Below are 24087 nucleotides of genomic sequence, written 5' to 3' on the forward strand. Positions count from 1 at the left end.
CATTAGCCAGGGAAGTATGAATCCGTTGTCGTCTCACCCTCTCAGAACCAAAGCGCTTGTTGTCATCATTAGTGTTGGCATACTGGGGCTCACCAGCGTCATGGCCTCTCTCTGGTTTGCCATGGCGACCAAATCGGATGCCGAAGCCATTAATGTTTCCGGTTCTCTGCGTATGCAGTCCTGGCGGCTCTCTGAACAGATTCTCATCCCTGAACTGACCGATACCGAATCCCTGGGTTTACTGATTGATATCTATGACAAGAGCATCAACAATCCGTCGCTGACCTCACTAATGGAGCTTAATAATCAACTGGGTAAACGTTATCGGTTGTTAAGGCAGGAGTGGTTCAGCCATATGCGACCACTGTTAGAATCTCTGGATTCGCACCCAGAGTTTATTCGTTATGTACCGGATTATGTTGACCGAATTGATGCGCTGGTGTTTGCCTTACAAAACGACACTGAGCAAAAGCTAAGAAAACTGTTTATTTTTACCGTACTGTCAATGTTCGGAATGTTGTGTATTGGTGTCATTGCCATCCGCTATATTGGCAAAAATCTGCTTTTACCTATCGAAGCATTGAGTCTTTCAGCAGAAAGAGTTCGTACCGGGCAATTCGATGCCCTGGAGCTGAACTACACCAGGCCGAATGAACTGGGGCAACTGACCAGTACGTTTAACAGTATGGCAAATGAACTCGACCAGTTGTATGGACAACTGGAAGCGCAGGTGAAGCAGAAAACCCGATCACTGGAAGTGTCAAACACAGCCCTTCAGCTGCTTTATAACGCATCGCAGACGATTGGCATTAATCCTTATGACCGGGTAAGCCTTGAAGAACAGCTGTCGCAGTGGAAGACTCTGCTGAATCTCAAAAGCTGTTATCTCTGCATAAACAACAATGCCGGAAAAATCAGCCTGCGTCGTATTGATCCTGAACATAATCCCGACAATCAGTGTTGTCAGCAAAAGCAGTGCGATGAATGTCATCAGTCATCCGTTGACGACCAGCAGTTCCCTCTGAGATTCAAGGGAAGGCAGTATGGTTACCTGCGCATCAGTGCCTGCGACCGGAAGAACCTGTCTAACGACAGCCGTCAATGGATGACAACCTTCTGTGACATCGTTGCCAGTTCACTGTATCGCAGCAGCTATCAGGTGCAGGAACACCGGCTTCTGCTGATGGAAGAGCGTTCGGTGATTGCCAGAGAACTCCATGACTCACTGGCTCAGTCTCTGTCCTTCCAGAAAATTCAGGTGGCCCGACTGCAACGCCAGCTATCGCGACAAAATACGACAGAAGTCATTGACGGAATTGTTGATGAGCTGAAAGAAGGCATTACCAGTGCTTACCGACAGCTTCGGGAATTGCTGAACACCTTCCGGCTGAATATTTCACAGGGCAGCCTGGAAGAGGCCATTCATGGCACACTGGCTGAATTTGAAAAACGTTCTGATACCATCCATTTTCATCTTGATTACCAGATTAGGTATCTGTCACTTGACGCTCATCAGCAAATTCATATCCTGCAGATTATTCGTGAAGCTCTGGTCAATACCATCAAACATTCCGAAGCATCTGATGTAAAAATAACCTGCAAAAACCATGAGGATAGGGAAGTGCATGTACTCATCGACGATAATGGCAAAGGTTTTGACTTCCCTGACAACCCATCTGCAAACCACAGCGGTCATTATGGTACCACCATTATGCAGGAGCGCGCCGTGACACTGGGGGGGCAGCTGTCGTTTGAGCCGTCGCCTGAAGGCGGTGCCCGGGTGAAACTGCGATTTGCAAACAAGGAAACAGCTAATGACTAAAACCAGAGTATTGCTGATTGACGATCACCCTTTGCTCAGAAAAGGCCTTGCCCAGCTGATCAACGATGAAGACGGTCTGGAGGTGGTTGGTGAAGCCAGTAACGGTATTGAAGGGATTGAGCTGGCAGACAGTCTGGCACCTGACCTGATACTGCTGGATCTGAATATGAAAGGCATGGATGGGCTTGAAACCCTGAAGCTGATGCGTGCCCGAAACATATTTATTAAAGTCGTGGTACTGACGGTTTCTGAACATAAGGAAGACGTAGCCGCCATGTTTCGTGCCGGGGCCGACGGTTACCTGTTAAAAGATATGGAGCCGGATGACCTGCTGGACAACATCGCCAGAGCCGCATCGGGAAAACTCGCCGTTGACGACCGTCTGGCTGAGATACTGGCCTCAGTGCTGCGCCCGCAACCCGAGAGTAACAGCAAGCTTGACCTGCTGACGCCAAAAGAGCAGGAAGCGTTACGTTTTATTGCCGAAGGGGATACCAACAAGGTCATTGCACGAAAAATGGCTATTAGTGAGGGAACCGTGAAAGTTCATGTCAAGCGACTTTTACGTAAACTAGGGTGCCGGTCACGGGTTGAGGCTGCTGTCTGGTTCATTAACCGGGCAAAGTAACGCTTACAGGGTTAAAAAATACATGGTTCAAAAACGGGGCTTGTACAGCCTGGCTGACCAAAAATGACACAAATTACTTTCTGGGAAAGTCCGGGAGGAGGCCTGGTAGTTGGAAAAATCACATTGAGACACTGAATAAGCTGGAATCAAGTCGTAGTGAGCAGCTGCTCGACAGGTAACTGTAAAAATATACGGTTACGGTTGTTTTGTGGTAAAAATGCAAGAATGAAAACACTGGTCATTCGGGGCAGTTATAGGCCTTCCATTCAACATAGGCACTGTCGTGTTCTGACAATACGGCAGTCAGCTTGTCCATTTTTCCATCAAAGTAATTTTCTCCCTTGCTGGCAAACGAAGGCAGTAACAGGGTTATTTTGCCATCAAGGTCAACTTCAATGGGTGCGTTAGATTCAGGCATAGTTTCCATGCTGCTTTTTCCGATTAACTTATCATAAGAAACAATAAAGTTTATTGGATACAGCTTTCCCACATTTTCAAACTCAGATTTCAGAAGTTTTCTTAAAATATCAAACACATGAACAGAATGGCCGGTGTTTCGGTATAAGTCATGAACTTTGTAAGCAACAATGGTGAATTTATTATTGTTTTGGTAGGTTGATCTAACCACTAAAACTTCCTTGGGCATACCCCTTACAGGGCTAATATCGATACATCGCCATATCTTCTGGTGGATACTGATGCTCATTGAAAAATCATTTTTATCCAGAATCAATACTGGAAGTGGCTTATCCATAAATATTTTACTTATCAATTAAATCAGTGAGTATCATGGGCCGGGAGCTGCTCATCCTGACTGATGTCAGCATGCAACTTTGCCCGATCAGCTTTGCTGATATATTTCGGTTTATTGTTTTTGGGCGCTAATTTGGCTTTAGCTCTTTTAGCCCGTGCTTTTAAAATCTGGTTCCCTTTTTTACGGCGGTTCATAGTGGTTAGCTCGATTTGTAAATACAGGTATCATATCAGCTTCAAATGCGAATCCAAATTTATATAAATGCGTTTGTTACTTTGATTTATTTAATTAGTTAATTAAATCAGCGGGCATCATCTTAATGCTGCCCACTGCCTTTTTGTCAGAGAACACGTTTCATCGTCGAGTATTCACCTCCGGTTGATAGAATGACTGTTACATCGGTTTTATTCCGGTTTCGGAAAAACCAGCCATGATTACCGGTAAACTCCGCAATCAGTTCCCCTTCAGAAACCCAGAAATAGATGGATCTTTCTCCCTCATTCATGACCAGCTTGACCTCAGCCTCCTCTGCCAGCTTCTCTTTTATTTCTCCCATTTCTGTCAGCTCATCATGATTATGAGAAAGCGCATGGTAGAAAAGTGCCTTGTGGGAACTGCTTTCCAGTGAATAGCCTCTGCTCAACCAGAGGCTACTCAACCAGAGACTGTAGTCGTCTAACTGATCAGATCGCTTCCGGGGCTTTCGTGGCAGAGCCTGTCAGTACCGACATCAGGCTTTGTACGACAATGCCTGTCAGACATGGAATTAACCAGCTGGTGTTGACTGTATACAGTGGCAGGTTTGCTGTAAATACAGTGTCCAGAGAAGCCGGAATAACGCCGACAATATTCATTGCGTCGACCGTGCCAAACAGAAGCGTCAGAATCATCGCTACATTATGGGCAGGCTTAACCTGCGGAAAATAGTGAGACACAAACGATGCTACCACCAGGGCAATAGCCACCGGACACAATATCAATATGGCTGGCAAACTGAAGGTAATGATCTGCTCCAGGCCAAAGTTGGCAATGATGCAGGTGACAATAACAACCGTACAGGACACAAGGTTCCGGTTTAATTTAAAGGTTGAGCTGAAATACTCCGCATTAGCCTGAGTCAGGCCAACGGTAGTACTTAGGCAGGCAAGAATAATGATACCTGCCAGCAACAACTGACCAGACCCGCCAAAGATTTCATAAACATAGAGGCTCAGGATTTCACCACCATTGGCTGCTCCCTGGGTAATCGTAGTAGCGGTTGCTCCAACGTAGCCCAGTGCAAGATAACATCCCCCCATTAATACGGAGTAAATCAGGGCGATATGCATTGTGGATTTTGCGATCTGGGCAGAGGAGGTCACCCCTTTGCTATTAATAGCCTGTATGATCACCCAGCCAAAGCCAACGGCAGCCAGAGCGTCCATGGTCATGTAGCCCTGCATCACACCTTCGGTTACAGGTGCAATGGCGTATTGACCGCCCGGCTCTGCAGGATTGCCCAGCGGGAACAACAGCGCTGCCACAGCAATAGCGGCCAGCATGAGAATCATTGCCGGAGTCATCACTTTGCCGATCAGGTCCACCAGCTTTTGTGAGTTATAAGTCAGGAGCAGAGTAATCAGGGAAAACACAATGGCAAATGGCAGCAGCAAGTCGCCCTGTACAAAGGGACGTAATCCCATCTCATAGGCAACGGTAACGGCACGGGGCATGGCAAAAGCAGGGCCGATGGCTACGAACAATCCGATCCAGAATCCACGGCTCAACACGGTTGCAAGTGGCGAGGTTAACTGGCTGGCTTTACCCACCATACCCAGTACAACCAGAGCAAAGGCAGGCAGTCCGACGGCCGTAAACAGAAACCCGGACATGGCTGGCAGCAGGCTTGTTCCTGCTTCAAGCCCCAGGGCCGGGGGGAAGATGACATTCCCTGCACCAAGAAACAGTGCAAACGTCATCAGACTGATAACGACTGTATCTTTAAAACTCAATGCTTTGTTGTTTGTTGAGTGTGCCATGAGCACTCCTGACTCTGGTTCAAAAGGTGTCCCATCAGGTGCTGGCGAAGGAAGAGATAAGTTTGGAGATGCTTCTTCCGCCAGTCATACTGACGGAAAATTACACCGCCAGCTAATAGCTAATGACTACTTGTAGTAGTACAGCGACTAGTAGCAAAGCGACGGAAATGACCAGGACGGCAGGCACAGCAATGCGGGCTTCGAAAGAAGCTTTTTCAAGACGCATGGCACAACCTGACTGCATTTACATTTCCTGTAATAACGGTGTATTTTTTCACCATAAAGCACAGGGCCTATATATGTAAACCGGTATAAATACATACAAAATGCTGACAATTGTATTCATAGCCATTCTGAATCCCTGTACGTTTTTTGTCGAGTATGCCACAGAGCTGAGGAAAGAGCCGTTGCCCCCTCTTGAAGTGTCAGCCCTGGACCGGTTTGATGAATTACCTGACTCATCAGAGTAGCCATCCCGGTATTTTTTGCGCCCTTAACGATAAGGCGTATCTTTCAAACCTGTCTAAACTGCTATTGGCTGGCTGACGTCTCCCTGTCGTTACGAAACGTTCATTAAAATACGACTTATGACGGATGTCTCTCCTTCGCCCGATGGTTACCAGTGGTCTCTATTCCCCCCCTTTCTAAAGGTTTATCCGAATGAGCACAGTAGCAGAGATTATCTCCAGAATACCGGTTCTCCAGGAACTCGAAGCGGATCAGGCAGAACAGGCTGCCAGACTGTTTTCAGTAAAGCGCTTTGCCGCAGGGGAGGTAATCCATAAAGAAGGTACCAGGCGTGATCAGCTGTTACTTATCCAGTCCGGCAGTGTCGACATCCTGCAGATAACGGAAGGAAAGCCTTCATTACCACTCATCACCTACGGTCAGGGCGATGCACTTGGTGAAGGCGTACTGCTGGGTGAAGCGGACTATTTCACCACGGCTATTGCCAGAACATCCGTGGACAGCCTCGTGGCTGATGGTGACAAACTACGGGAAATGCTCGACAGTGATGACGCTCTTAAAATCCGCGTCTATGGGCGGGTCATTAACAGCCTGCTGATGCGTATGACTCGCCTGGCACCTCGCGGTACTCCGGATTCGCTGGAGCTGTGTCCCGGTAATACCCGTACCGAGCGGGACCTGCTGGGCGACAAAGAAGTACCTGACGATGCCTACTTCGGAGTACAGACTGCAAGGGCAATAGAGAATTTCCAGATTTCCGGAATTCCTATTTCTCTCTATCCGGACTTTATCGCTTCCTTTGCCCTGGTAAAAATTGCAGCAGCCAAGGCTAACCGTGATTGCGGAGTTATTTCCAGTGAGGTGTGTGAAGGCATCGAGTCTGCAGCCCACGAAATTGTTCAGGGTAAGTTACTTGAACAGTTTTCTGTTGATGTCATTCAGGGTGGGGCAGGGACTTCAACCAATATGAATGTTAACGAGGTGATTGCCAACCGGGCGCTGGAGTTAATGGGGCATGAAAAAGGTGACTACCAGCACTGTCGACCAAACGACGATGTTAATGCTTCCCAGTCAACCAACGACGCTTACCCGACCGCTCTGAAACTGACCATGTTGACCAGCAATCAGAGGCTACTGGCAGAACTGAAACGACTGGTGTCTGCATTCCGTGCCAAAGGGCAGGAGTTTGACAATGTTCTGAAAATGGGGGCGCACTCATCTGCAGGACGCTGTACCCATGACGCTAGGGCAAGAGTTTGAGGCGTTTGCTTTGACTATTGAAGGCGAAATTGCCGGTTTAGAAGCAGGTGCCAGAATGCTCCTGCATATCAATATGGGGGGAACTGCTGTCGGCACCGGCCTGAATGCACCATCAGGCTATTCGGACAAAGTCGTGGAATACCTGCGCAAAGAAACCGGCTTTCCATTCGAGCTGGCACCAAACCTGGTGGAAGCGACATCAGATACTCAGGGTTTTGTCACCTACTCAGCACACCTGCGCAGCCTCGCTATCAAGCTCATTAAAGTGTGTAATGATTTGCGGCTTATGGTGTCAGGACCACGTTCCGGCTTTAGTGAAATCAATCTGCCCGAACGTCAGCCGGGCTCATCTATTATGCCGGGCAAGGTTAATCCGGTCATTCCTGAAGTGATTAATCAGGTCTGTTTCAAGATAATGGGCAACGACCTTACGGTCAGCATGGCGGCCCAGGCTGCCCAGTTACAACTGAATGTTATGGAGCCTGTTATTGCGGCTTCTGTGCTGGAATCAATTCGTATGATGATGAACGGATCAGCCACATTAAGGAACAACTGTATTCAGGGCATTACTGCAAACCGGGAGGAGTGCAGACATTATGTTGACCACAGTGTTGGTGTGGTGACCGCACTGGTTCCTGTTCTGGGCTACAAGCCTTCAACGGCCCTGGCCGCTGAAGCCCTGAAAACCGGCAAAGGACTGGTTGAACTGATTCGCGAAAAGGGGCTGCTGACTGAAGCGCAAATAGATGAAGTGCTTGAACCTGAACGCATGGCCTGGCCTCAGGGACGTTAAAAACTTGCATACTGGTCAAGTTTTACATACTATAGCGACGCGTTCGCAAGGCACTGTTTTAAAACAAGTTCTTGATTTTTTAAAACAAATGGATAGCATTGTAAGCGCGTCAGAGATGACAGGGCGAGTTAGCAAAGCGGTTATGCACTGGATTGCAAATCCACGTAGACCGGTTCGACTCCGGTACTCGCCTCCACTTTCTATTTTCAGCAGTTCTGATATTCATCTGAATTGCGCCCCTATAAGGCGAGTTAGCAAAGCGGTTATGCACTGGATTGCAAATCCACGTAGACCGGTTCGACTCCGGTACTCGCCTCCATTTCTACTTCCCCCTATCGTTTTTCAAAAGATTTCTTTCACTCTTCCTGTTTCCGTTATTCCTGTTTCCGTTATTGCAAAGATGTTGGATAATTCGCTGATTCGTTTATCGTGAAAATATTTTTTCTCACTGGTCAGTTTCCATGTCGCTACCTTCATCATCACCACAAGCATCACCACAGCCACAGGCTCTGCCATCACTCAGCCTGATGGTTCAGGGAACAACCTCTGATGCCGGTAAAAGCGTGATTGCTGCAGGCTTGTGCCGGGTACTGCGTCGACGCGGCATTCGTGTTGCACCTTTTAAGCCTCAGAATATGGCACTGAACAGTGCGGTGACCATTGATGGTGGCGAAATTGGACGAGCCCAGGCTGTTCAGGCCCAGGCCAGTGGTATTGAGCCTCACTCGGATATGAACCCGGTATTGTTAAAACCGAATTCGGATATTGGTGCCCAGGTGATTGTTAATGGGCGTGCCATTGGCGAAATGAATGCTGTGACTTATCACGAATTCAAGCCCAGAGTCCTGAAAGCCATACTGTCTTCCTATGATCGCCTGCGAAGCAGTTATCAGGCTGTTGTCGTAGAAGGCGCAGGCAGCCCGGCAGAAATTAACCTGCGGGAAAACGATGTTGCCAATATGGGGTTTGCTGAAGCCGCTGACTGCCCGGTGATTATTGTTTCGGATATTGACCGTGGTGGTGTTTTTGCCCATCTCTATGGCACTTACAAACTGCTCTCTCCATCGGAACAACAGAGAGTAAAAGGCTTTATTATCAATCGTTTCCGTGGGGATATTAAACTGCTTTATTCAGGACTTGAGTGGCTTGAGAAAGAGCTGGGAAAACCTGTTCTGGGGGTATTGCCTTATCTGCATGGTCTTCATCTGGAAGCGGAAGATGCAGTGGCTGAACAGCAGCTCAGCAACGACAATCAGGATAAACTGGTGATTGCAGTACCCGTCATTAGTCGTATGAGTAACCATACGGATTTTGACGTACTGCGTCTTCATCCCGGGATCGACATCCGCTTTATCAGAAAAGGTCAGGCGCTGCCTGCCTGTGACCTGATCATTCTGCCCGGTAGCAAAAGTACTCGTACTGATCTGACGTTTATCCGGGACAATGGCTGGGACAGCGACCTGCTCCGGCATCTTCGCTACGGGGGTAAAGTCATGGGTATTTGTGGTGGTTACCAGATGCTGGGGCATTGGGTACATGACCCGGAAGGGATTGAAGGAGAGCCCGGAAGTTTGGCTGGTCTTGGTTTACTGGAGCTGGAGACCACCATTGCTGAAGAAAAGCAGTTGCGTCGTGTATCAGGAGAGCTGAGTTTCCCGGATCAGCCAGCTGCCAGAGTAACCGGCTATGAAATCCATGCAGGAAAGACGTCCGGCAAAGCGCTGGAGCAACCGATCATTCAGCTGGAACAGCATGAGGATGGTGTGCTGTCAGAAGACCAGCAGATATTTGGTTCCTATCTGCATGGTATTTTTGATCATGCTGAAGCCTGTAAAGCGATTTTGCACTGGGCAGGCAGGCAGGACATCGACATTCCTGACTATAACCTGATCCGTGAACAGGGGATTGACCGGATTGCCGATGCTATTGAAGAGCATGTTGATATGAAACAGCTGTTGTCTGCAATGAGCAGCTGATACCTTTTCTAGTCCATGGCTATACGACACTGACTTCCAGAGCCGTATAACCATGAGCAATTGATTGAGTAGTGCCAGTACTGATATTCATCGGTTTACTGAATAGCGGAGCATCCACGACAAGGGTGTGAAACTCACCGTCTTCACCGCTCGGACAGATACCAAGGTTTTTAATGTCTCTGGCAAGCTGTGGAGTCATTATCTGACCCAACAGGTGATCAGGCAATCGTTCAGATTGAATGCTCACAATTATCGTTCTTATATTGGAACTCAGCATATCAGCCAGTAACGCTTCTCTGCTCTTCAGCCAGAGCGGAAAAGCGGCCTGAATACCGGCCTCACTGGTAACCCTTTCAAACCATACTTTATGGGATTCCAGATCGATATCCCCAAATACAACGGTATTAGCCTGAAATTGACTCTGACTTTCTGCAATGACCGATTTCAAGTGACGTTCATATTCTCCCCAGCCTGAAGAGCGGAACAGTATGGGCAGGCCCATTGCATTGGCCTGGGCCTGAAGCACCGACCGGCTTAAACCGTGGGCGCTGGTGTGTTCACCGTCTTCACTGAGCATGGTAAAGAGCGCAACGGGACTTGCCCCGGACTGCTGTGCGAGATGCAGTGCATAACAGGCATCTTTGCCACCGCTCCAGGAAGTGATGAACTGGTTTTTGTACGGATGATTTGCAGGCTGGTTATCAGGCATTTGTTCTTTTGTCAGATGAGGTGGAGAAAAAGCTGAAGTGTACAGCCTTTAAGCCAACCTGAACTCAACTGTTTGTCACCCGTCTGGATGCAGCTCAATCCAGAAACGTCCACTGTTGTGCAAATACAGATCCAGCACCTGACTTTTATGGACATCCTGATAGTAACGAAGGGTCTCTGGCAGATAGGCACCATTTTCAGAATAAAACTTCATACGCCTGAAATGTGTATCCATGACTCTGATGTCGATGGCATGGTCAGAATCGTCATCGGGGAATTTGATTTTAAGGTGTGCGGAGTAAAGCTGTTCACTGGCAAACCATTGGCCAATCAGCGTTAGCATCGAGTTGAATTCGATATGCTGGAAGCACTGTCCCGGCTTTAGTCTGAAGTTAAATACACGTGAGTTCTGTATAGGGCGAGGCCAGGATTCTATAGGCTCAATAGTCTGACGATAGATTGGAGAATGCAGCATAAAATCGACTTCAGCATATTGCTCAGGATTGGCTGTCAGCGTCATGACCAGTACTCCCTTCTTTCCCACGAAATTATTATTGCTTTTATCACGCTTGCCTGTGCTGGTACTCAGCATTACACAATTTAACGATGCCTTACTCCTCCATTTTGGTTATAGCTGTCATCAGTTTTACTTATTGTGACGGACTTATTATCACGCCTTTTTTTGATGGCTTTTTTTAATAGCTATGGAAGTACTGTGAAGCTGTCTGCTATGTTGTTGGATAGAAATTTAATAACGTCGGGTGTGTTATGGCTTATCAGGTTCCTCTGTTTATCAATGGTCAGTTTATAACGTCTGCCTCAACGATTACTCAACCGGTGATTAATCCTGCGACCCAGGAGGTGCTGGCAGAGTTGCCCATGGCAACTGATGCGGAAATAGAGCAAGCGGTAGCCGGTGCCAGACAGGCTTTTAAGTCCTGGAAAGATGTCCCGGTTCCTGAACGCGCACGATCGATGATGCGTTATCAGGCACTGCTTAAAGAACACCATGATGAGCTGGCGGAACTGCTGGCAAAAGATACTGGCAAAACCTTTGAAGATGCTAAAGGTGATGTTTGGCGCGGGATAGAAGTAGTCGAGCAGGCAGCTAATATTCCCGCCTTGCTGATGGGCGAAACTGTCGGGAATGTCGCCGGAGGCATTGATACCAGCAGCTACCTTCAGCCACTGGGGGTTTGCGTTGGTATTACCCCGTTTAACTTTCCGGCAATGATTCCACTGTGGATGTTTCCTCTGGCAGTGGCCTGCGGTAACACATTTATTCTGAAACCCAGTGAGCAGGTGCCGCTGACGCCTGTACGTTTACTGGAGCTGCTGGTTAAAGCTGGTATTCCGGACGGTGTGGTACAACTGGTTCATGGTGGACAAACTCAGGTCGAACGACTGCTGGAACACCCCGATACCAGGGCGATTTCTTTTGTAGGCTCTGCAAGCGTTGCACAGTCCATTTACAGGACAGGCACTTCTCATATGAAGCGGGTGCAGTGCATGGCAGGTGCCAAAAATCACTGTGTAGTTATGCCGGACGCTGATAAAGAACAGGCACTGAATCAGCTCGTTGGAGCTTCAGTGGGTGCTGCCGGTCAGCGTTGTATGGCGATCAGTGTCGCCGTGTTTGTGGGCCAGAGCAAAGCGTGGATTCCGGAATTAGCCGACAAACTCAGCACCCTGCGACCCGGAGCCTGGGATGATACCGGAGCCGCTTTTGGGCCGGTGATCAGCAAAGCGGCAAAAGCACGAATTACTGGTTTAATTCAACAGGGAAAGCAGGAGGCAACCTGCCTGCTTGATGGCAGTGATTGTGAAGTAGAAAGTTTGCCCGATGGCAACTGGGTAGGACCGACACTGTTCACTGACGTGACACCGGAAATGGCTATTTATCAGCAGGAAATATTTGGCCCGGTGCTGTGTTGTGTCTGTGTTGACTCACTGGAAGAAGCGATTCAGCTGGTTAATCACAACCCTTATGGTAATGGTACGTCTATTTTCACCCGTTCTGGTGGAGCAGCCCGGAAATACCAGCATGAGATTGAAGTGGGACAGGTGGGTATCAATGTGCCGATTCCTGTGCCTCTGCCATTTTTCTCCTTCACTGGCTGGAAAGGTTCTTTTATGGGCGACCTGCACGCTTATGGTAAGCAGGCGGTGCGCTTTTATACCGAAACCAAAACGGTCACAACCCGCTGGATATACGACGAAGAAGAGACATCTGGCCAGCCTAATCTCACTATTAACCTGAAGTAGTCACAAAAAGGTCTATAAAGAAGGACTTTCCAGATCAATTAATATGGGAGGGACTATGGATTTTTCGCTGAGCGATGATCAACAGGCGTTTATCAGTACTGCCAGGGCATTTTCAAAGGATGTTCTGGCACCGGGAGCAGCCCTTTGGGACAGAGACCATATTTTTCCTGTCGAGGTATTCAGACAGGCAGGTGATCTTGGTTTTATGTCGCTGTATGCACCAGAGGAAGCGGGCGGGCTGAACCTGTCACGGCTTGATGCGAGTCTGATATTCGAAGAACTGGCACAGGGATGTACATCCACTACCGCTTTTATGACCATCCACAATATGGCGACCAATATGATTGGTCGCTATGGCAGTAAAGCATTAGTCGACCAGTGGGGGGCGGATCTTACTTCAGGCCAGAAACTGGCTTCCTACTGCTTAACAGAGCCGGGATCAGGTTCCGACGCTGCATCGCTGACAACCTCTGCCAAAACAGTAGATGATCATTATTTGGTCAATGGCAGCAAGGTCTTTATCAGCGGTGCCGGTGCAACGGATATTCTGATCGTAATGGTCAGAACCGGCGGCAAGGGCGCTAAAGGCATTACGGCTCTGGCTATTCCGGCTGACAGCGCTAATATTCACTACGGCAAGGCTGAAGACAAGATGGGCTGGCACTGCCAGCCTACACGACAGATAACCTTTGATGGCGTAAAAGTGCCTGTCAGTCACCGACTGGGATCAGAGGGTCAGGGTTTTAAAATGGCCATGGAGGCATTGGACGGTGGTCGTATAAACATTGCGAGCTGTTCCGTTGGCACCGCCCAGGCTGCCCTTAACCATGCCATTAGCTACAGCAGAGAACGAGAGCAGTTTGGCCAGTCGATAGCTGAGTTTCAGGTGACACAGTTCAAACTGGCGGATATGGCGACGGAGCTGGTGGCAGCAAGGCAGATGGTCAGGCTGGCGGCCTGGAAGCTCGATAACAGTGAAGCAGAAGCCGGTGTTTACTGCTCAATGGCTAAACGACTGGCGACCGATCTCTGCTTTAACATCTGCAACGAAGCACTGCAGATTCATGGCGGTTATGGCTATATTCGTGAATATCCTCTGGAACGTTTTGTCAGGGATACCCGGGTACACCAGATACTTGAAGGCACCAATGAAATCATGCGAATGATCATTAGCCGTCGTTTGTTAATGGATGATGTGGCCGAGGTGATACGATGATTGAGAGTACGACGATTAAGAGTACGACTTCCAAGCTAAAACTGGACATCACTGACCATACTGCCCTGATTACTCTGGACAATCCGGGTGCTAATACCTGGGATCTGGAAAACCTTCAGGGGCTTTGCACGCTGGTTGAAAAGCTCAACGATGACCGAAGCATTTATGCCCTGGTTATCACCGGTGCCGGAGAAAAATTCTTTTCCGCAGGTGCTGACCTGAAACTGTTTGCTTCTGGTGAAAACGCCGCTGCTTTGGATATGGCCAGGGCATTTGGTAAAGCCTTTGAGACACTGGCGGCATTTCGGGGTGTATCCATTGCCGCCATTAATGGCTTTGCTATGGGAGGAGGGCTGGAAGTGGCGCTGGCCTGCGACATTCGTATCGCTGAAGAGCAGGCCCAGTTGGCACTACCAGAAGCGAAGGTAGGGTTATTGCCCGCCGCAGGAGGAACACAGCGTCTGCCGTGGCTGGTTGGAGAGGGGTGGGCAAAAGCGCATGATATTGTGCGGTGAACGTATAGCAGCTCAACAGGCTGAGCGAATCGGACTGATTGAAGAGATGGTTGCAACTGGTGAGGCCAGAGACTGTGCGCTGGCACTGGCAGCGAAAGTGGCAGAACAGAGTCCGATAGCTGTGGCGTACTGCAAGCAGCTTATACACCATGCCAGAGATGCAACCATTGCAGGAGCTTTGCCAGAGGAGCGGGAACGCTTCCTTGATCTGTTTGATACGGAGGATCAGCAGGAAGGCGTTAAGGCATTCCTTGAGAAACGTAAGCCGAACTGGAAAAACGCCTGAACGCTGAACCAGTAACCAGGAACCAGGAACGAATTAGAAGGATAATTATCATGGCAAAGATAGCTTTTATCGGCCTTGGAAATATGGGTGGCCCAATGGCTGCCAATCTTCTTGCAGCGGGTCATGAAGTGACCGTCTTCGACCTGGTCAGCGACCTGATGCAGCAATTGACTGACCAGGGGGCAAAGCCAGCAGACAGCGCACTGGCGGCAGCTGATGGCGTCGAATTTGTAATTACCATGCTGCCTGCAGGCCGGCATGTGGAAATGGTTTATCTGGGGGACAGTGGCCTTTTAGCCTGTCTTGAAGGATCACCTCTTATTATTGATTGCAGCACCATTGATGCCCAGACTGCAAAAAAAGTCGCCAGCGCTGCATCAGAACTGGGTCTGGATATGATTGATGCCCCTGTGTCGGGCGGTGTTGCTGCCGCAAAAGCTGGCACACTGAGTTTTATGTGTGGCGGTGCAGAGAAAGCTTTTAACCGGGCCAGGCCGGTTCTGGCAGACATGGGGAAAAATCTGTTTCATGCCGGCCCCAGTGGAGCAGGCCAGACCGCTAAAATCTGTAACAACATGCTCCTGTCAGTATTGATGACTGGCACTGCTGAAGCGCTACAGCTTGGCGTTGATAATGGGCTTGACCCAACAGTCCTGTCGGACATTATGCTGGCCAGTTCGGGCAGAAACTGGGCGCTGGAAGTTTATAATCCTTACCCGGGCGTTATGGAGTCAGCACCTTCCAGCCATCAGTACCAGCCCGGTTTTATGGTGGATCTGATGGTAAAAGACCTTGGGCTTGCAATGTCGGCTGCTTTAGAAAGCAGCTCTGCTGTTCCCATGGGCAGCGCTGCCCGGAATCTTTATATGGCTCATAAAAAGAAAGGTCATGGCAAGCTGGATTTCTCCAGTATTCTCCAGGCACTTAAGTAGACAAATAAATAGACTCTTCAATAAAACTCTTCAATAAAAAGGTGGCGTTGTGGATCTCAAGAATAAAGTAGCCATTATCAGTGGTGGTGCTTCAGGCATTGGGGCAGCGACCGCCCGCCGTTTTGTTGCCGGTGGCGCACAGGTAGCGGTTTTCGATATCGATCGTCAAAAAGCGGAAGCGTTACTGGAGGAGCTGGGCAGTTCTGCTATTTTTTGCCCGGTTGATGTGACAGATGAGGCGTCGGTGCAGTCAGGCATCGACACCATCAGTGAGGAGTTTGGACAGATTCATATCTGCTGTAATTTTGCAGGGGTGGCGGATGCTGCCAGAACTGTTGGTAAACAGGGGCCTTTTCCTCTGGATCAATTCAGAAAAGTGATTGATATTAACCTGATTGGGACGTTTAACGTTATGCGGCTTGCTGCAGTAAAAATGGCAGCTAATCAGCTGATCTCAGAGGAAAGTGGTCGTGGCGTGATTATCAATACTGCGTCTGTTGCAGCATTTGAAGGTCAGATGGGACAGGCCGCCTATAGCGCGTCCAAGGCAGGCGTTGCCGGACTGACCCTGCCGGTTGCACGGGATCTTGCCAGCCTGAGAATACGCTGCAATACGATTATGCCTGGACTGATTAAAACCCCCATGTTTGATTCCCTGTCTCCGGAGTTTATTGAATCATTGTCAGACAGCGTACTGAATCCAAAACGACTGGGCAGACCAGAGGAAGTCGCCCATCTGGCTCAGTTTATGGTTGAAAATGATTACCTTAATGGCGAATGCATTCGGCTTGACGGAGGCATCAGGATGCAGCCGAGGTAGTCTCATCAGAGACCGCCAAAGGCGGTCTCTAATGAAAGCATTTGTCAGATGGTTTATTAGTTGTTGGGAAGTCTTGACAGAATAAGCTTTAAAGTTTCTTTGATTTCTATGTTATCAGCTTTCAGTTCAGAGACGTCAGTCTTCAGCTCGGAGACATCACTCTTCAGTTCAGAGACATCTGTCTTTAGTGTGGAAACGTCACTCTTCAGTTCAAAGACATCTGTCTCCAGTGTAGAAACGCTACTTTTCAGCCCGGAGACATCGGTCTTCAGAACAGAAATGTCAGAACCTTGCTGGTCTATTTTTTGTTCAAGACGATCCACTTTGCTGTCGAGAACTTTAACGTCTGAACGTGTCTCACCAACGATTCTGACCAGATCGGTCAGCGTACTCAGTTGGTGATCTGGCTCATTGTCAGATGCTTTTTTAGCTGTTGCGCTCATGCTTTACTCCTGATTGGCTGAGGTACAGCATAGCAGAGAATGGTACAGAGTCAGCTGACTCTTGCCCTGATTTAGCGGTATGGTGACCGGCTGATTTTTTCAAACAGCCAGTTGCTGAGATGAAATAATTTTTCCTTGTTGGACGCATAAGAAAAATTAGGGGCTTTCAGCAGTACGGAGGGACGACCATTAATCTTGAAAAGGTATTCAGTCCAGCGGTGAGAACGATCCATATCGACATGATCAACCTCGTTAAAGTCGGTAAATATATCTCCAAAATAGCCTGACAGAATATCGACGGTATCCTGCCCTGAGACAATTATGAATTCTGGAAGGCACTGCTCCATAATGGTGTTCAGTATCGGGCGTGAATGTTCCAGAAACAGATTCTGTCTTGATAATGACAGTTCTGTCCATTTTTTGGTTTTAAACGGGCTGCAATAACAGAAAGTGGCGTTTTCCAGTTGCTGTTGTAAATGTTCATTCTGTTTAAACGCAAAAGAAGCATTCCTGAAATAACGCCGTGTAGAGAAGCCATCAAGCAGTAAATTTGTGGTTAACAGATCAGCATTAAACTCGCTGTCCTCATCAATTAGTGGTGCCAGACCTAAAAAGAGAATATTGTTGGAAGCGTAATTTTGCCCGAGAAACAGCAGCCCACCATGTCCCCTCTGTCTGGGGTATTCAGTGATCAATTTTTGATTTTGATCAAGTGCTATTTGTTTCAGTTCTTCAAGCATCATTATTATGTCTGTTTTTTACCGTGAAAGTTTTTTCATCAATGGGGTGACGAAAAAATGCTTCATGCGCTAATGGCTGTTTATATAACTCTAAACCATGAACGGTTTTACTGACAAGGTGGGGCAGATAATCAACGCTTGTCTATAATAACTATGCAAATAAACAAGCCTGTTACCCGGTTAGACCTTTCTGTTGTAGCTACCTGAATCGGCACTGTTTCACGAAAGTTCCAGATAATTAAAGGTTCTGCAACCTCATGGAAGAACAAAACACTCAGGAATCACCCCTTGATACTGAATCGCCAGCAGCTGCAGAGATTGCTCCTCAAAAGCCTGCTTCCAGAATTGAAACCGCTGTTGCCAACAAGGATTACATCATTGATGCATCCCTGGAGAATGTTCGTCTGGAAGTTCGAGGGCCGGACTTTGCCATTATCCATGAGGACGGGTCAGAGCTGACTGTGTTAATGGGGGGTATCCTGACAGCAACGGGTCAGCCCGTTCGCTTCAGGTTTGCCGATGGCAAGGTACTTGATGGCGATGATTTTCTTGCCAAAGCCAGTCATCATAAGAACGTTGATGTGCAGCATGTAGCACAACATCAACCAGAATCAGAACCAGAGGCTGAGCTGGGAGAATATCCTGACAAGTCAGAAACTGAGCCTCAGCCAGAGCTGCCAGAGCTGGCACAGCAACCGGAAGCTGCCAGTGAATCAGCATTTAATAAGAATTTTGCCGAAGAAATCGGAAAACTGAAAGAGAATGTCCAGAGTTCCGGTCGTGATGCTCTTTCTGAGTTCCAGAAGCTGCTCGCCAACGAATTTAACAAGCTGGAAAAAATCACGATTCAGGATGTGCAGGATACCCCGGAATCTACAGATAACTCACCGCCCCCTTCTGATTCAACCCCCAGTGCGCCGGAAGTAGAGCTGCCCGAGGTCACCGCCACTGCCGGTGTCGGGCCAGGTTCCGGTGTTGGTTTTGACTTCACTGTTTCTCTGACCAACTATGGCTCGGTGGAGACAATAACAGGTTTCCATGTTGGCGGTGGTGGTTCAGCGGAATCAGCGACCAATAGTGAATACAACATTCAACTGGATAATGAAGTCATCAACTATCCGGATTCTGACCAGATTTCTGGCTTTGATGGAATCACGGTCACAGGAGATAACAGCACTTACTTCACCACGTCAACGATCAGCAGAGTGTTGTCAATCAACGGCGGTGATCTGGCAACGGATGTTCAGGGTGTCACCATCTACAGCCTTCCTGATGGCTGGACCATTGAGAATGGTATTTTTAGTGAGGGTGATCCTGATAACGGCATCCCTCCATCCTGGTCGGTAGGAACATCGTCCTTCACCATTATCCATCCAACCAACATCCAACAAGGCATATCTACATTTGAACTCCGCTTTGAAGTCAGCTTTATTGAGGAAGCGGCTCGTGAACCCGAAGTTTTCCTGGTTCCCGCCTATGTAACAGAAGGCAAAATAGCTGATGATTTACAGGGCGAAGTTAAAGGCCAGTCCGCACTCGTATTCAACTTGTTGCACAATGGAGACGAGATCGATCTGGGTGCCGGTAATGATGTGGTGGACGCCTCAGTTGGGGACGATATTATTCGCACCGGTGCAGGCGATGACACTATAAAAGGCGGTCCGGGGGCTGACATTATTGATGGTGGAGCCGGAACCGACACCCTTGATTACAGCGGCAGTGTGGCAGGGGCTATATCCAGTGGGGTCGTGGTTGACCTTGGAGCGGGTACGGCCACGGATGGTTATGGCGATGTCGATACTGAAATCAAAAATATCGAAATCGTTCAGGGGTCTGCTTTTGGTGATGAGCTGACCGGTAGTGGCAATAATGACGAACTCTATGGTCTGGGCGGTAATGACACACTGAAAGGCGCTGGTGGTAATGATTTGCTGGATGGTGGTGACGGTGAAGACACCCTGAATGGCGGAGCTGGAGCAGATACCCTGAATGGCGGGGCTGATGACGATACCCTCAATGGCGATGGTGAAGCCGATATTCTCAGTGGCAATGCAGGCAATGATACGCTGAATGGTGGAGCTGGGGGGGATACGCTATATGGCAATGAGGGGAATGACACACTGTATGGCGATGGAGAAGATGACGAACTCTTCGGAGGAGCCGGGGAGGATACCCTGTACGGTGGCGATAACGATGATACCTTATCCGGTGGGGATGATAAGGACACATTATTCGGGGGCGCAGGTAACGATAATCTTTCTGGTGATGAAGCTGATGACACGCTGTTTGGTAACGAAGGTAATGACACTCTGACCGGTGGTAATGGTAACGATACTGTTGAAGGAAACAACGGAAATGATACTTTTATCAGTGGAGCCGGGACTGACTTTTACTATGGCGGCGATGGTGATGATAAAGCGGACTACAGCAATCGCAATGCAAACATCGTTGCAAACTTAACGAAAGGCGAGGTGATCAAACGAGATACCGGGGAGTTTGATACTCTGGACAGTATCGAGGATATCGTCGGTACTAATTATAACGACACTCTGGTCGGTGATGGTTCTGGTAATGAATTATCGGGAGGCGAAGGCGATGATATTCTGATCGGTGGTGATGGAGCCGATTTATTAGACGGTGGGCAGGGTACTGACACCGTGGATTATTCCCTCAAAACTGATCTGCTAACCCCTCAGACTAATGCGATTATCATTAACCGGGCAGATTCTGAAGTCACTGTCGAGGATGGTAGTGGCGCAACGGATACTCTAAAAAATATAGAAAAGATCATTGGTTCCGCAGGCTCAGACACCATTGATTACAGCACTCTCACTAGTGGAGTTACAGCATCGCTTGAGAGTGGCAACGCTGAGTTTACTGTTGCCAGCCAGACTTATACGGATCAATTCAGCAGTATCGAAAACATCACAGGGTCGGAGCAGAGCGATACGCTGACGGGTAGTGATTCCGACAATACATTACTGGGCGGCGATGGTGACGATACCCTTATTGCACGAAGGGGTAGCGACATTTTTAATGGTGGTGATGGCAATGATGATACCCTGGATTTCTCAAACTCGGACTTTGCTATAACCGCTGACCTGTCCACCGGTGTTGGTAGCGATACCAGCGGCGATGCCGATGACCAGATTCTGAATATTGAAAATCTGGTGGGCAGTAGTAAAGGCGATACCCTGACAGGTGACAATGAGGTAAACGATCTGCAGGGCGGTGGAGGTAATGACTCCCTGTCAGGCGGTGCCGGAGCTGATACTTTAGATGGTGGCGCAGGCGAGGATACTGCTGATTATTCTTCAGACACTAATGCTATTACGATTAACCGGGGAGATAGTTCGGTCTCCGTTCTGGATGGTAGCGGCGCAGCTGACACACTGACTGATATTGAAATCATCACTGGTTCCACAAACTCTGACACCATTGATTACAGCTCCGTTACAAGTGTTGGTGTTATCGCTTCCCTTGAAAGCGGCACTGGTACGTTTAACGGCGTTACAGATACATTCAGCAGCATCGAGAACATTACGGGATCGGGTCAAGACGACGTGCTGACAGGGAGTAGTTCCAACAACACATTACTCGGTGGCAATGGCAACGATACCTTTTATGCAAGAGGTGGCAGCGATATTTTTAATGGCGGTGTTGGTAACGATACCCTGGATTTCTCAAACTCCGCCTATGCCATAACCGCAGACCTTTCTACCGGAGTTGGCAGTGATACCAGTGGCGATGCCAATGACCAGATTATTGATATAGAAAATCTGGTGGGCAGTAATCAAGACGATACGTTGACCGGTAACGGTGATGTAAACCATCTAAAAGGCGGCGGAGGTGTTGACACCCTGAGCGGTGGAGCCGGTGATGACGTATTAGAAGGTGGAAGTGGAAACGACATTCTGACAGGTGGCACCGGAGCCGATACGATAGACGGTGGCGAAGGCAGTGACACTGCTGATTATTCTTCAGACACGGCTGCTATCACGATTACCCGGACAGACAGCTCGGTTTCCGTTCAGGATGGCAATGGAGACAATGATGAGTTGATTAGCATAGAAACCATTGCAGGTTCCGACCATATAGACACCATTGACTACAGTGCTGTTTCCGCTGCGGTTGAGGTTTCACTTGTTAACAATACGGGAGAGCTTCGTTATAGTAATCAGTTTAAAGATTCTTTCAGCAGTATCGAGAATGTTATCGGTACTGACTATAACGACAAACTCACCGGTAATGGTTCTGACAATGAGTTACGGGGTGGCGACGGCGATGATACTCTGGTCGGCGGTGCCGGAGCCGATGTCTTAAATGGTGGCGTCGGTAATGATACTGCTGATTATTCAGAGGATGCTAATGCCATTACAATTAACCGGCTAGACGCTTCTGTCACCGTTCTGGATGGCAGTGGGGCAACAGACACACTGACTGATATTGAAATCATCACTGGCTCCTCGCACTCAGACACCATTGATTACAGCAAAGTTACTAGTGGTGTTGTCGCTTCTCTTGACGATGGTACCGCTGAATTTACCGTTGGCAATCAAACTAATACTGATCAGTTCAGCAGCATTGAAAACATCACGGGGTCGGATCAGATCGATGTACTGACGGGTAGTGATTCCGACAACACATTACTGGGTGGCAAAGGCGACGATACCTTTTACGCAACAAAGGGCAACGACACCTATGATGGTGGTGATGATATTGATACCCTGGATTTCTCAAATTCCGATTTCGCCGTGACGGCTGATCTTTCCTCAAGCTCTTATACCAGCAGTGGTGGCGGCAATGGCCAGATTTCGAATATAGAAAACCTGGTGGGCAGTAGCAAAGATGACACTCTCACTGGTAACAGTGATGCAAACCATCTGGAAGGGGGCGGAGGTAATGACACCCTGACGGGCGGTGATGGAGCCGATATTCTGGATGGTGGGGAAGGGACTGATATTGTGGACTATTCGTCACAGTCCAGCGCACTCACTATCGCTCTGGATTCCGGGAACTTCTCTTTTGTTGGTGGAGACACTTTAACAGGGATTGAAGGAATTATCGGCTCGACCAGTGATGATACATTCATTAGTGATGAAGCCAATAATACTTTTGATGGGCATACAGGTACAGATACCATCGATTACAGTACAGCTTCTGTCACCGGTGCCTTGAAAGCCAGCCTGACTGACCAGCTTGCTACGTATGTCTACAATGGCAATGATTACACAGACATCCTTTTGCGGATAGAAAATCTGGTGGGTACGGATCATGAAGATGTGCTTGTAGGAGATAGCGGGGTCAATGAAATTTCTGGTGGTGCCGGAGAAGATCGAATTGATGGGCGTGGTGGAAACGATAAACTCGATGGTGGCGCAGGTTACGATACTGTCGTTTTTGAAAATGCCAGAGCAGGTATCGATTTAACAATAAGTAATAATAATACCACATGGTCGCAGGTAAAGATTGGCGGCGTCAATGAAGGCGAGTTGTACCAAATAGAATGGGTGGTGGGTAGTAACTTTGACGACAAAATAACCGGAAACACTGATACCACCCAATTATATGGTCTTGGTGGTAATGATCTTCTTGATGGTGGAGTGGGTAACGATATCCTTGATGGCGGAGAAGGTAACGACGAACTGATAGGTGGCTCTGGCTCTGACAAACTTATTGGCGGTAAAGGTGACGACATTCTGATAGGTGGTTCTGGAAATGATCTCTTTTTTGGTGGTATTGAGGACGATACAGACTTCGATGGTGTTGATACTGATGGTTTTGATACGGTCAGCTTTTCCGATCAGACCTCCGGGGTTACTGTGGATCTTTCTCTCCAAAATACTCCTTACCTGGCTCCGGATAATGGCGAAGGCAGTAGATTTGAACGAATGTACAGTATAGAAGCAATCACTGGCTCCCAAGGTGCTGATACCCTGACAGGTATCGCCGGTGCAACACTTAAAGGTGAAGCTGGGGACGATACACTTAATATTGATTTCTCGAAACTGACTGATACTACTACTCGTCTGGGCGGCAGTGATAATAAAACTCTTCTGGATGGTGGTGACGACAACGATACGCTGCATATCAAATCCGCCAGTGGCTCCTTCAATCTGGGTGACTATAAAGACCTGATTGATAATATGGAAACCATTGACCTCAGCAGCAACTCAGACACCCTTGATATCACCATCAACCTGAGCGATATTGATGAGATGACTGACGGAGGCAATACTCTGGAAGTGAAAGTTGACAGCAATGATGTTGTTATGATCAACGGCAACTTCGAAGCGATCGATGGTTTGTCATACTCTGAAAGCGGTAATACATTGACTGTTTATTATGTCTGATGGCTGACTGATAGTCAGCCCCCGTGTTGGGTGTTACCCTGAAGGGCATAGACGTTTCGCTCGACCCAACCTGCGATATCTTGTCATGGA

The 24087-nt window shown here is 48.4% G+C and carries 18 protein-coding genes, 2 tRNA genes and 1 pseudogene; 13 read left to right on the forward strand and 8 right to left on the reverse strand.

Annotation, left to right across the window (positions count from 1 at the left end; translation table 11 throughout):
- Window positions 1–16: 16 nt before the first annotated feature.
- Both V5J35_RS23315 and narL read left to right on the forward strand, forming a co-directional pair.
- A complete protein-coding gene (locus V5J35_RS23315) occupies window positions 17–1822 on the forward strand; it encodes a histidine kinase (protein ID WP_354009421.1) in 1806 nt (601 codons plus the stop codon).
- Window positions 1815–2450 (forward strand): two-component system response regulator NarL, encoded by a 636-nt coding sequence (narL, locus tag V5J35_RS23320; RefSeq protein WP_354009422.1) that lies wholly within the window; start codon window positions 1815–1817, stop codon window positions 2448–2450. The genes V5J35_RS23315 and narL overlap by 8 nt, the downstream gene beginning before the upstream one ends.
- Window positions 2451–2688: 238 nt before the next feature.
- Here narL and V5J35_RS23325 read toward each other — a convergent pair whose 3' ends face one another.
- From V5J35_RS23325 to brnQ, 4 genes are all read right to left on the reverse strand, one after another.
- The gene (locus tag V5J35_RS23325; protein WP_354009423.1) at window positions 2689–3204 is read right to left on the reverse strand and encodes a hypothetical protein; all 516 of its coding nucleotides are present in this window, start codon (window positions 3202–3204) and stop codon (window positions 2689–2691) included.
- 23 nt (window positions 3205–3227) lie between these two features.
- Window positions 3228–3398, reverse strand: a complete 171-nt coding sequence (locus V5J35_RS23330; protein ID WP_354009424.1) for a DUF2986 domain-containing protein — start codon at window positions 3396–3398, stop codon at window positions 3228–3230.
- A 146-nt stretch (window positions 3399–3544) separates the two neighbouring features.
- Window positions 3545–3847, reverse strand: a complete 303-nt coding sequence (locus tag V5J35_RS23335; protein WP_354009425.1) for a hypothetical protein — start codon at window positions 3845–3847, stop codon at window positions 3545–3547.
- Window positions 3848–3887: 40 nt separating this feature from the next.
- Window positions 3888–5222 (reverse strand): branched-chain amino acid transport system II carrier protein, encoded by a 1335-nt coding sequence (gene brnQ, locus V5J35_RS23340; RefSeq protein ID WP_354009426.1) that lies wholly within the window; start codon window positions 5220–5222, stop codon window positions 3888–3890.
- A gap of 660 nt (window positions 5223–5882) precedes the next feature.
- Between brnQ and V5J35_RS23345 the strand changes: the two genes are divergently transcribed.
- From V5J35_RS23345 to V5J35_RS23365, 5 genes are all read left to right on the forward strand, one after another.
- Window positions 5883–6950: a lyase family protein gene (locus V5J35_RS23345; protein ID WP_354016516.1), complete on the forward strand. Its 1068-nt coding sequence runs from the start codon at window positions 5883–5885 to the stop codon at window positions 6948–6950.
- Window positions 6928–7743 carry a lyase family protein gene (locus tag V5J35_RS23350; RefSeq protein WP_354016517.1) on the forward strand — a complete coding sequence of 272 codons (816 nt, stop codon included), beginning with the start codon at window positions 6928–6930 and terminating at the stop codon, window positions 7741–7743. The genes V5J35_RS23345 and V5J35_RS23350 overlap by 23 nt, the downstream gene beginning before the upstream one ends.
- A gap of 122 nt (window positions 7744–7865) precedes the next feature.
- Window positions 7866–7939, forward strand: a tRNA-Cys gene (locus V5J35_RS23355).
- Window positions 7940–7988: 49 nt separating this feature from the next.
- Window positions 7989–8062, forward strand: a tRNA-Cys gene (locus tag V5J35_RS23360).
- Between the two features lie 142 nt (window positions 8063–8204).
- Window positions 8205–9719, forward strand: coding sequence for a cobyric acid synthase (locus V5J35_RS23365; RefSeq protein ID WP_354009428.1), 1515 nt, complete (start codon window positions 8205–8207; stop codon window positions 9717–9719).
- 19 nt (window positions 9720–9738) lie between these two features.
- On the opposite strand, the gene V5J35_RS23370 is transcribed toward V5J35_RS23365, so the two are convergent.
- Window positions 9739–10428, reverse strand: a complete 690-nt coding sequence (locus tag V5J35_RS23370; protein WP_354009429.1) for a Dph6-related ATP pyrophosphatase — start codon at window positions 10426–10428, stop codon at window positions 9739–9741.
- Window positions 10429–10503: 75 nt separating this feature from the next.
- Window positions 10504–10947: a hypothetical protein gene (locus V5J35_RS23375; protein WP_354009430.1), complete on the reverse strand. Its 444-nt coding sequence runs from the start codon at window positions 10945–10947 to the stop codon at window positions 10504–10506.
- 248 nt (window positions 10948–11195) lie between these two features.
- On the opposite strand from V5J35_RS23375, the gene V5J35_RS23380 reads away from it, so the two are divergent.
- From V5J35_RS23380 to V5J35_RS23400, 5 genes and pseudogenes are all read left to right on the forward strand, one after another.
- Complete coding sequence (locus V5J35_RS23380; protein WP_354009431.1) at window positions 11196–12692, forward strand: CoA-acylating methylmalonate-semialdehyde dehydrogenase; 1497 nt, start codon at window positions 11196–11198, stop codon at window positions 12690–12692.
- 55 nt (window positions 12693–12747) lie between these two features.
- Window positions 12748–13908, forward strand: a complete 1161-nt coding sequence (locus V5J35_RS23385) for an acyl-CoA dehydrogenase family protein (protein WP_354009432.1) — start codon at window positions 12748–12750, stop codon at window positions 13906–13908.
- Window positions 13905–14709: pseudogene (locus V5J35_RS23390) on the forward strand (enoyl-CoA hydratase). Before V5J35_RS23385 ends, V5J35_RS23390 begins: the two are co-directional and overlap by 4 nt.
- A 50-nt stretch (window positions 14710–14759) precedes the next feature.
- Window positions 14760–15641, forward strand: coding sequence for a 3-hydroxyisobutyrate dehydrogenase (gene mmsB, locus V5J35_RS23395; protein WP_354009434.1), 882 nt, complete (start codon window positions 14760–14762; stop codon window positions 15639–15641).
- 49 nt (window positions 15642–15690) lie between these two features.
- On the forward strand, window positions 15691–16461 hold the full coding sequence (locus V5J35_RS23400) for an SDR family oxidoreductase (protein WP_354009435.1): 771 nt from the start codon (window positions 15691–15693) through the stop codon (window positions 16459–16461).
- A gap of 56 nt (window positions 16462–16517) precedes the next feature.
- Here the strand turns inward: V5J35_RS23400 and V5J35_RS23405 are convergent, their stop codons facing one another.
- Entirely contained in the window at window positions 16518–16904 is a 387-nt protein-coding gene (locus tag V5J35_RS23405) for a hypothetical protein (protein WP_354009436.1), read from the reverse strand.
- A 71-nt stretch (window positions 16905–16975) separates the two neighbouring features.
- On the reverse strand, window positions 16976–17647 hold the full coding sequence (locus tag V5J35_RS23410; RefSeq protein WP_354009437.1) for a hypothetical protein: 672 nt from the start codon (window positions 17645–17647) through the stop codon (window positions 16976–16978).
- A 254-nt stretch (window positions 17648–17901) separates the two neighbouring features.
- On the opposite strand from V5J35_RS23410, the gene V5J35_RS23415 reads away from it, so the two are divergent.
- The gene (locus V5J35_RS23415; RefSeq protein ID WP_354009438.1) at window positions 17902–23997 is read left to right on the forward strand and encodes a beta strand repeat-containing protein; all 6096 of its coding nucleotides are present in this window, start codon (window positions 17902–17904) and stop codon (window positions 23995–23997) included.
- Window positions 23998–24087: the final 90 nt, after the last annotated feature.

The organism is Endozoicomonas sp. NE40 (assembly GCF_040549045.1).
Lineage (GTDB): Bacteria > Pseudomonadota > Gammaproteobacteria > Pseudomonadales > Endozoicomonadaceae > Endozoicomonas_A > Endozoicomonas_A lisbonensis.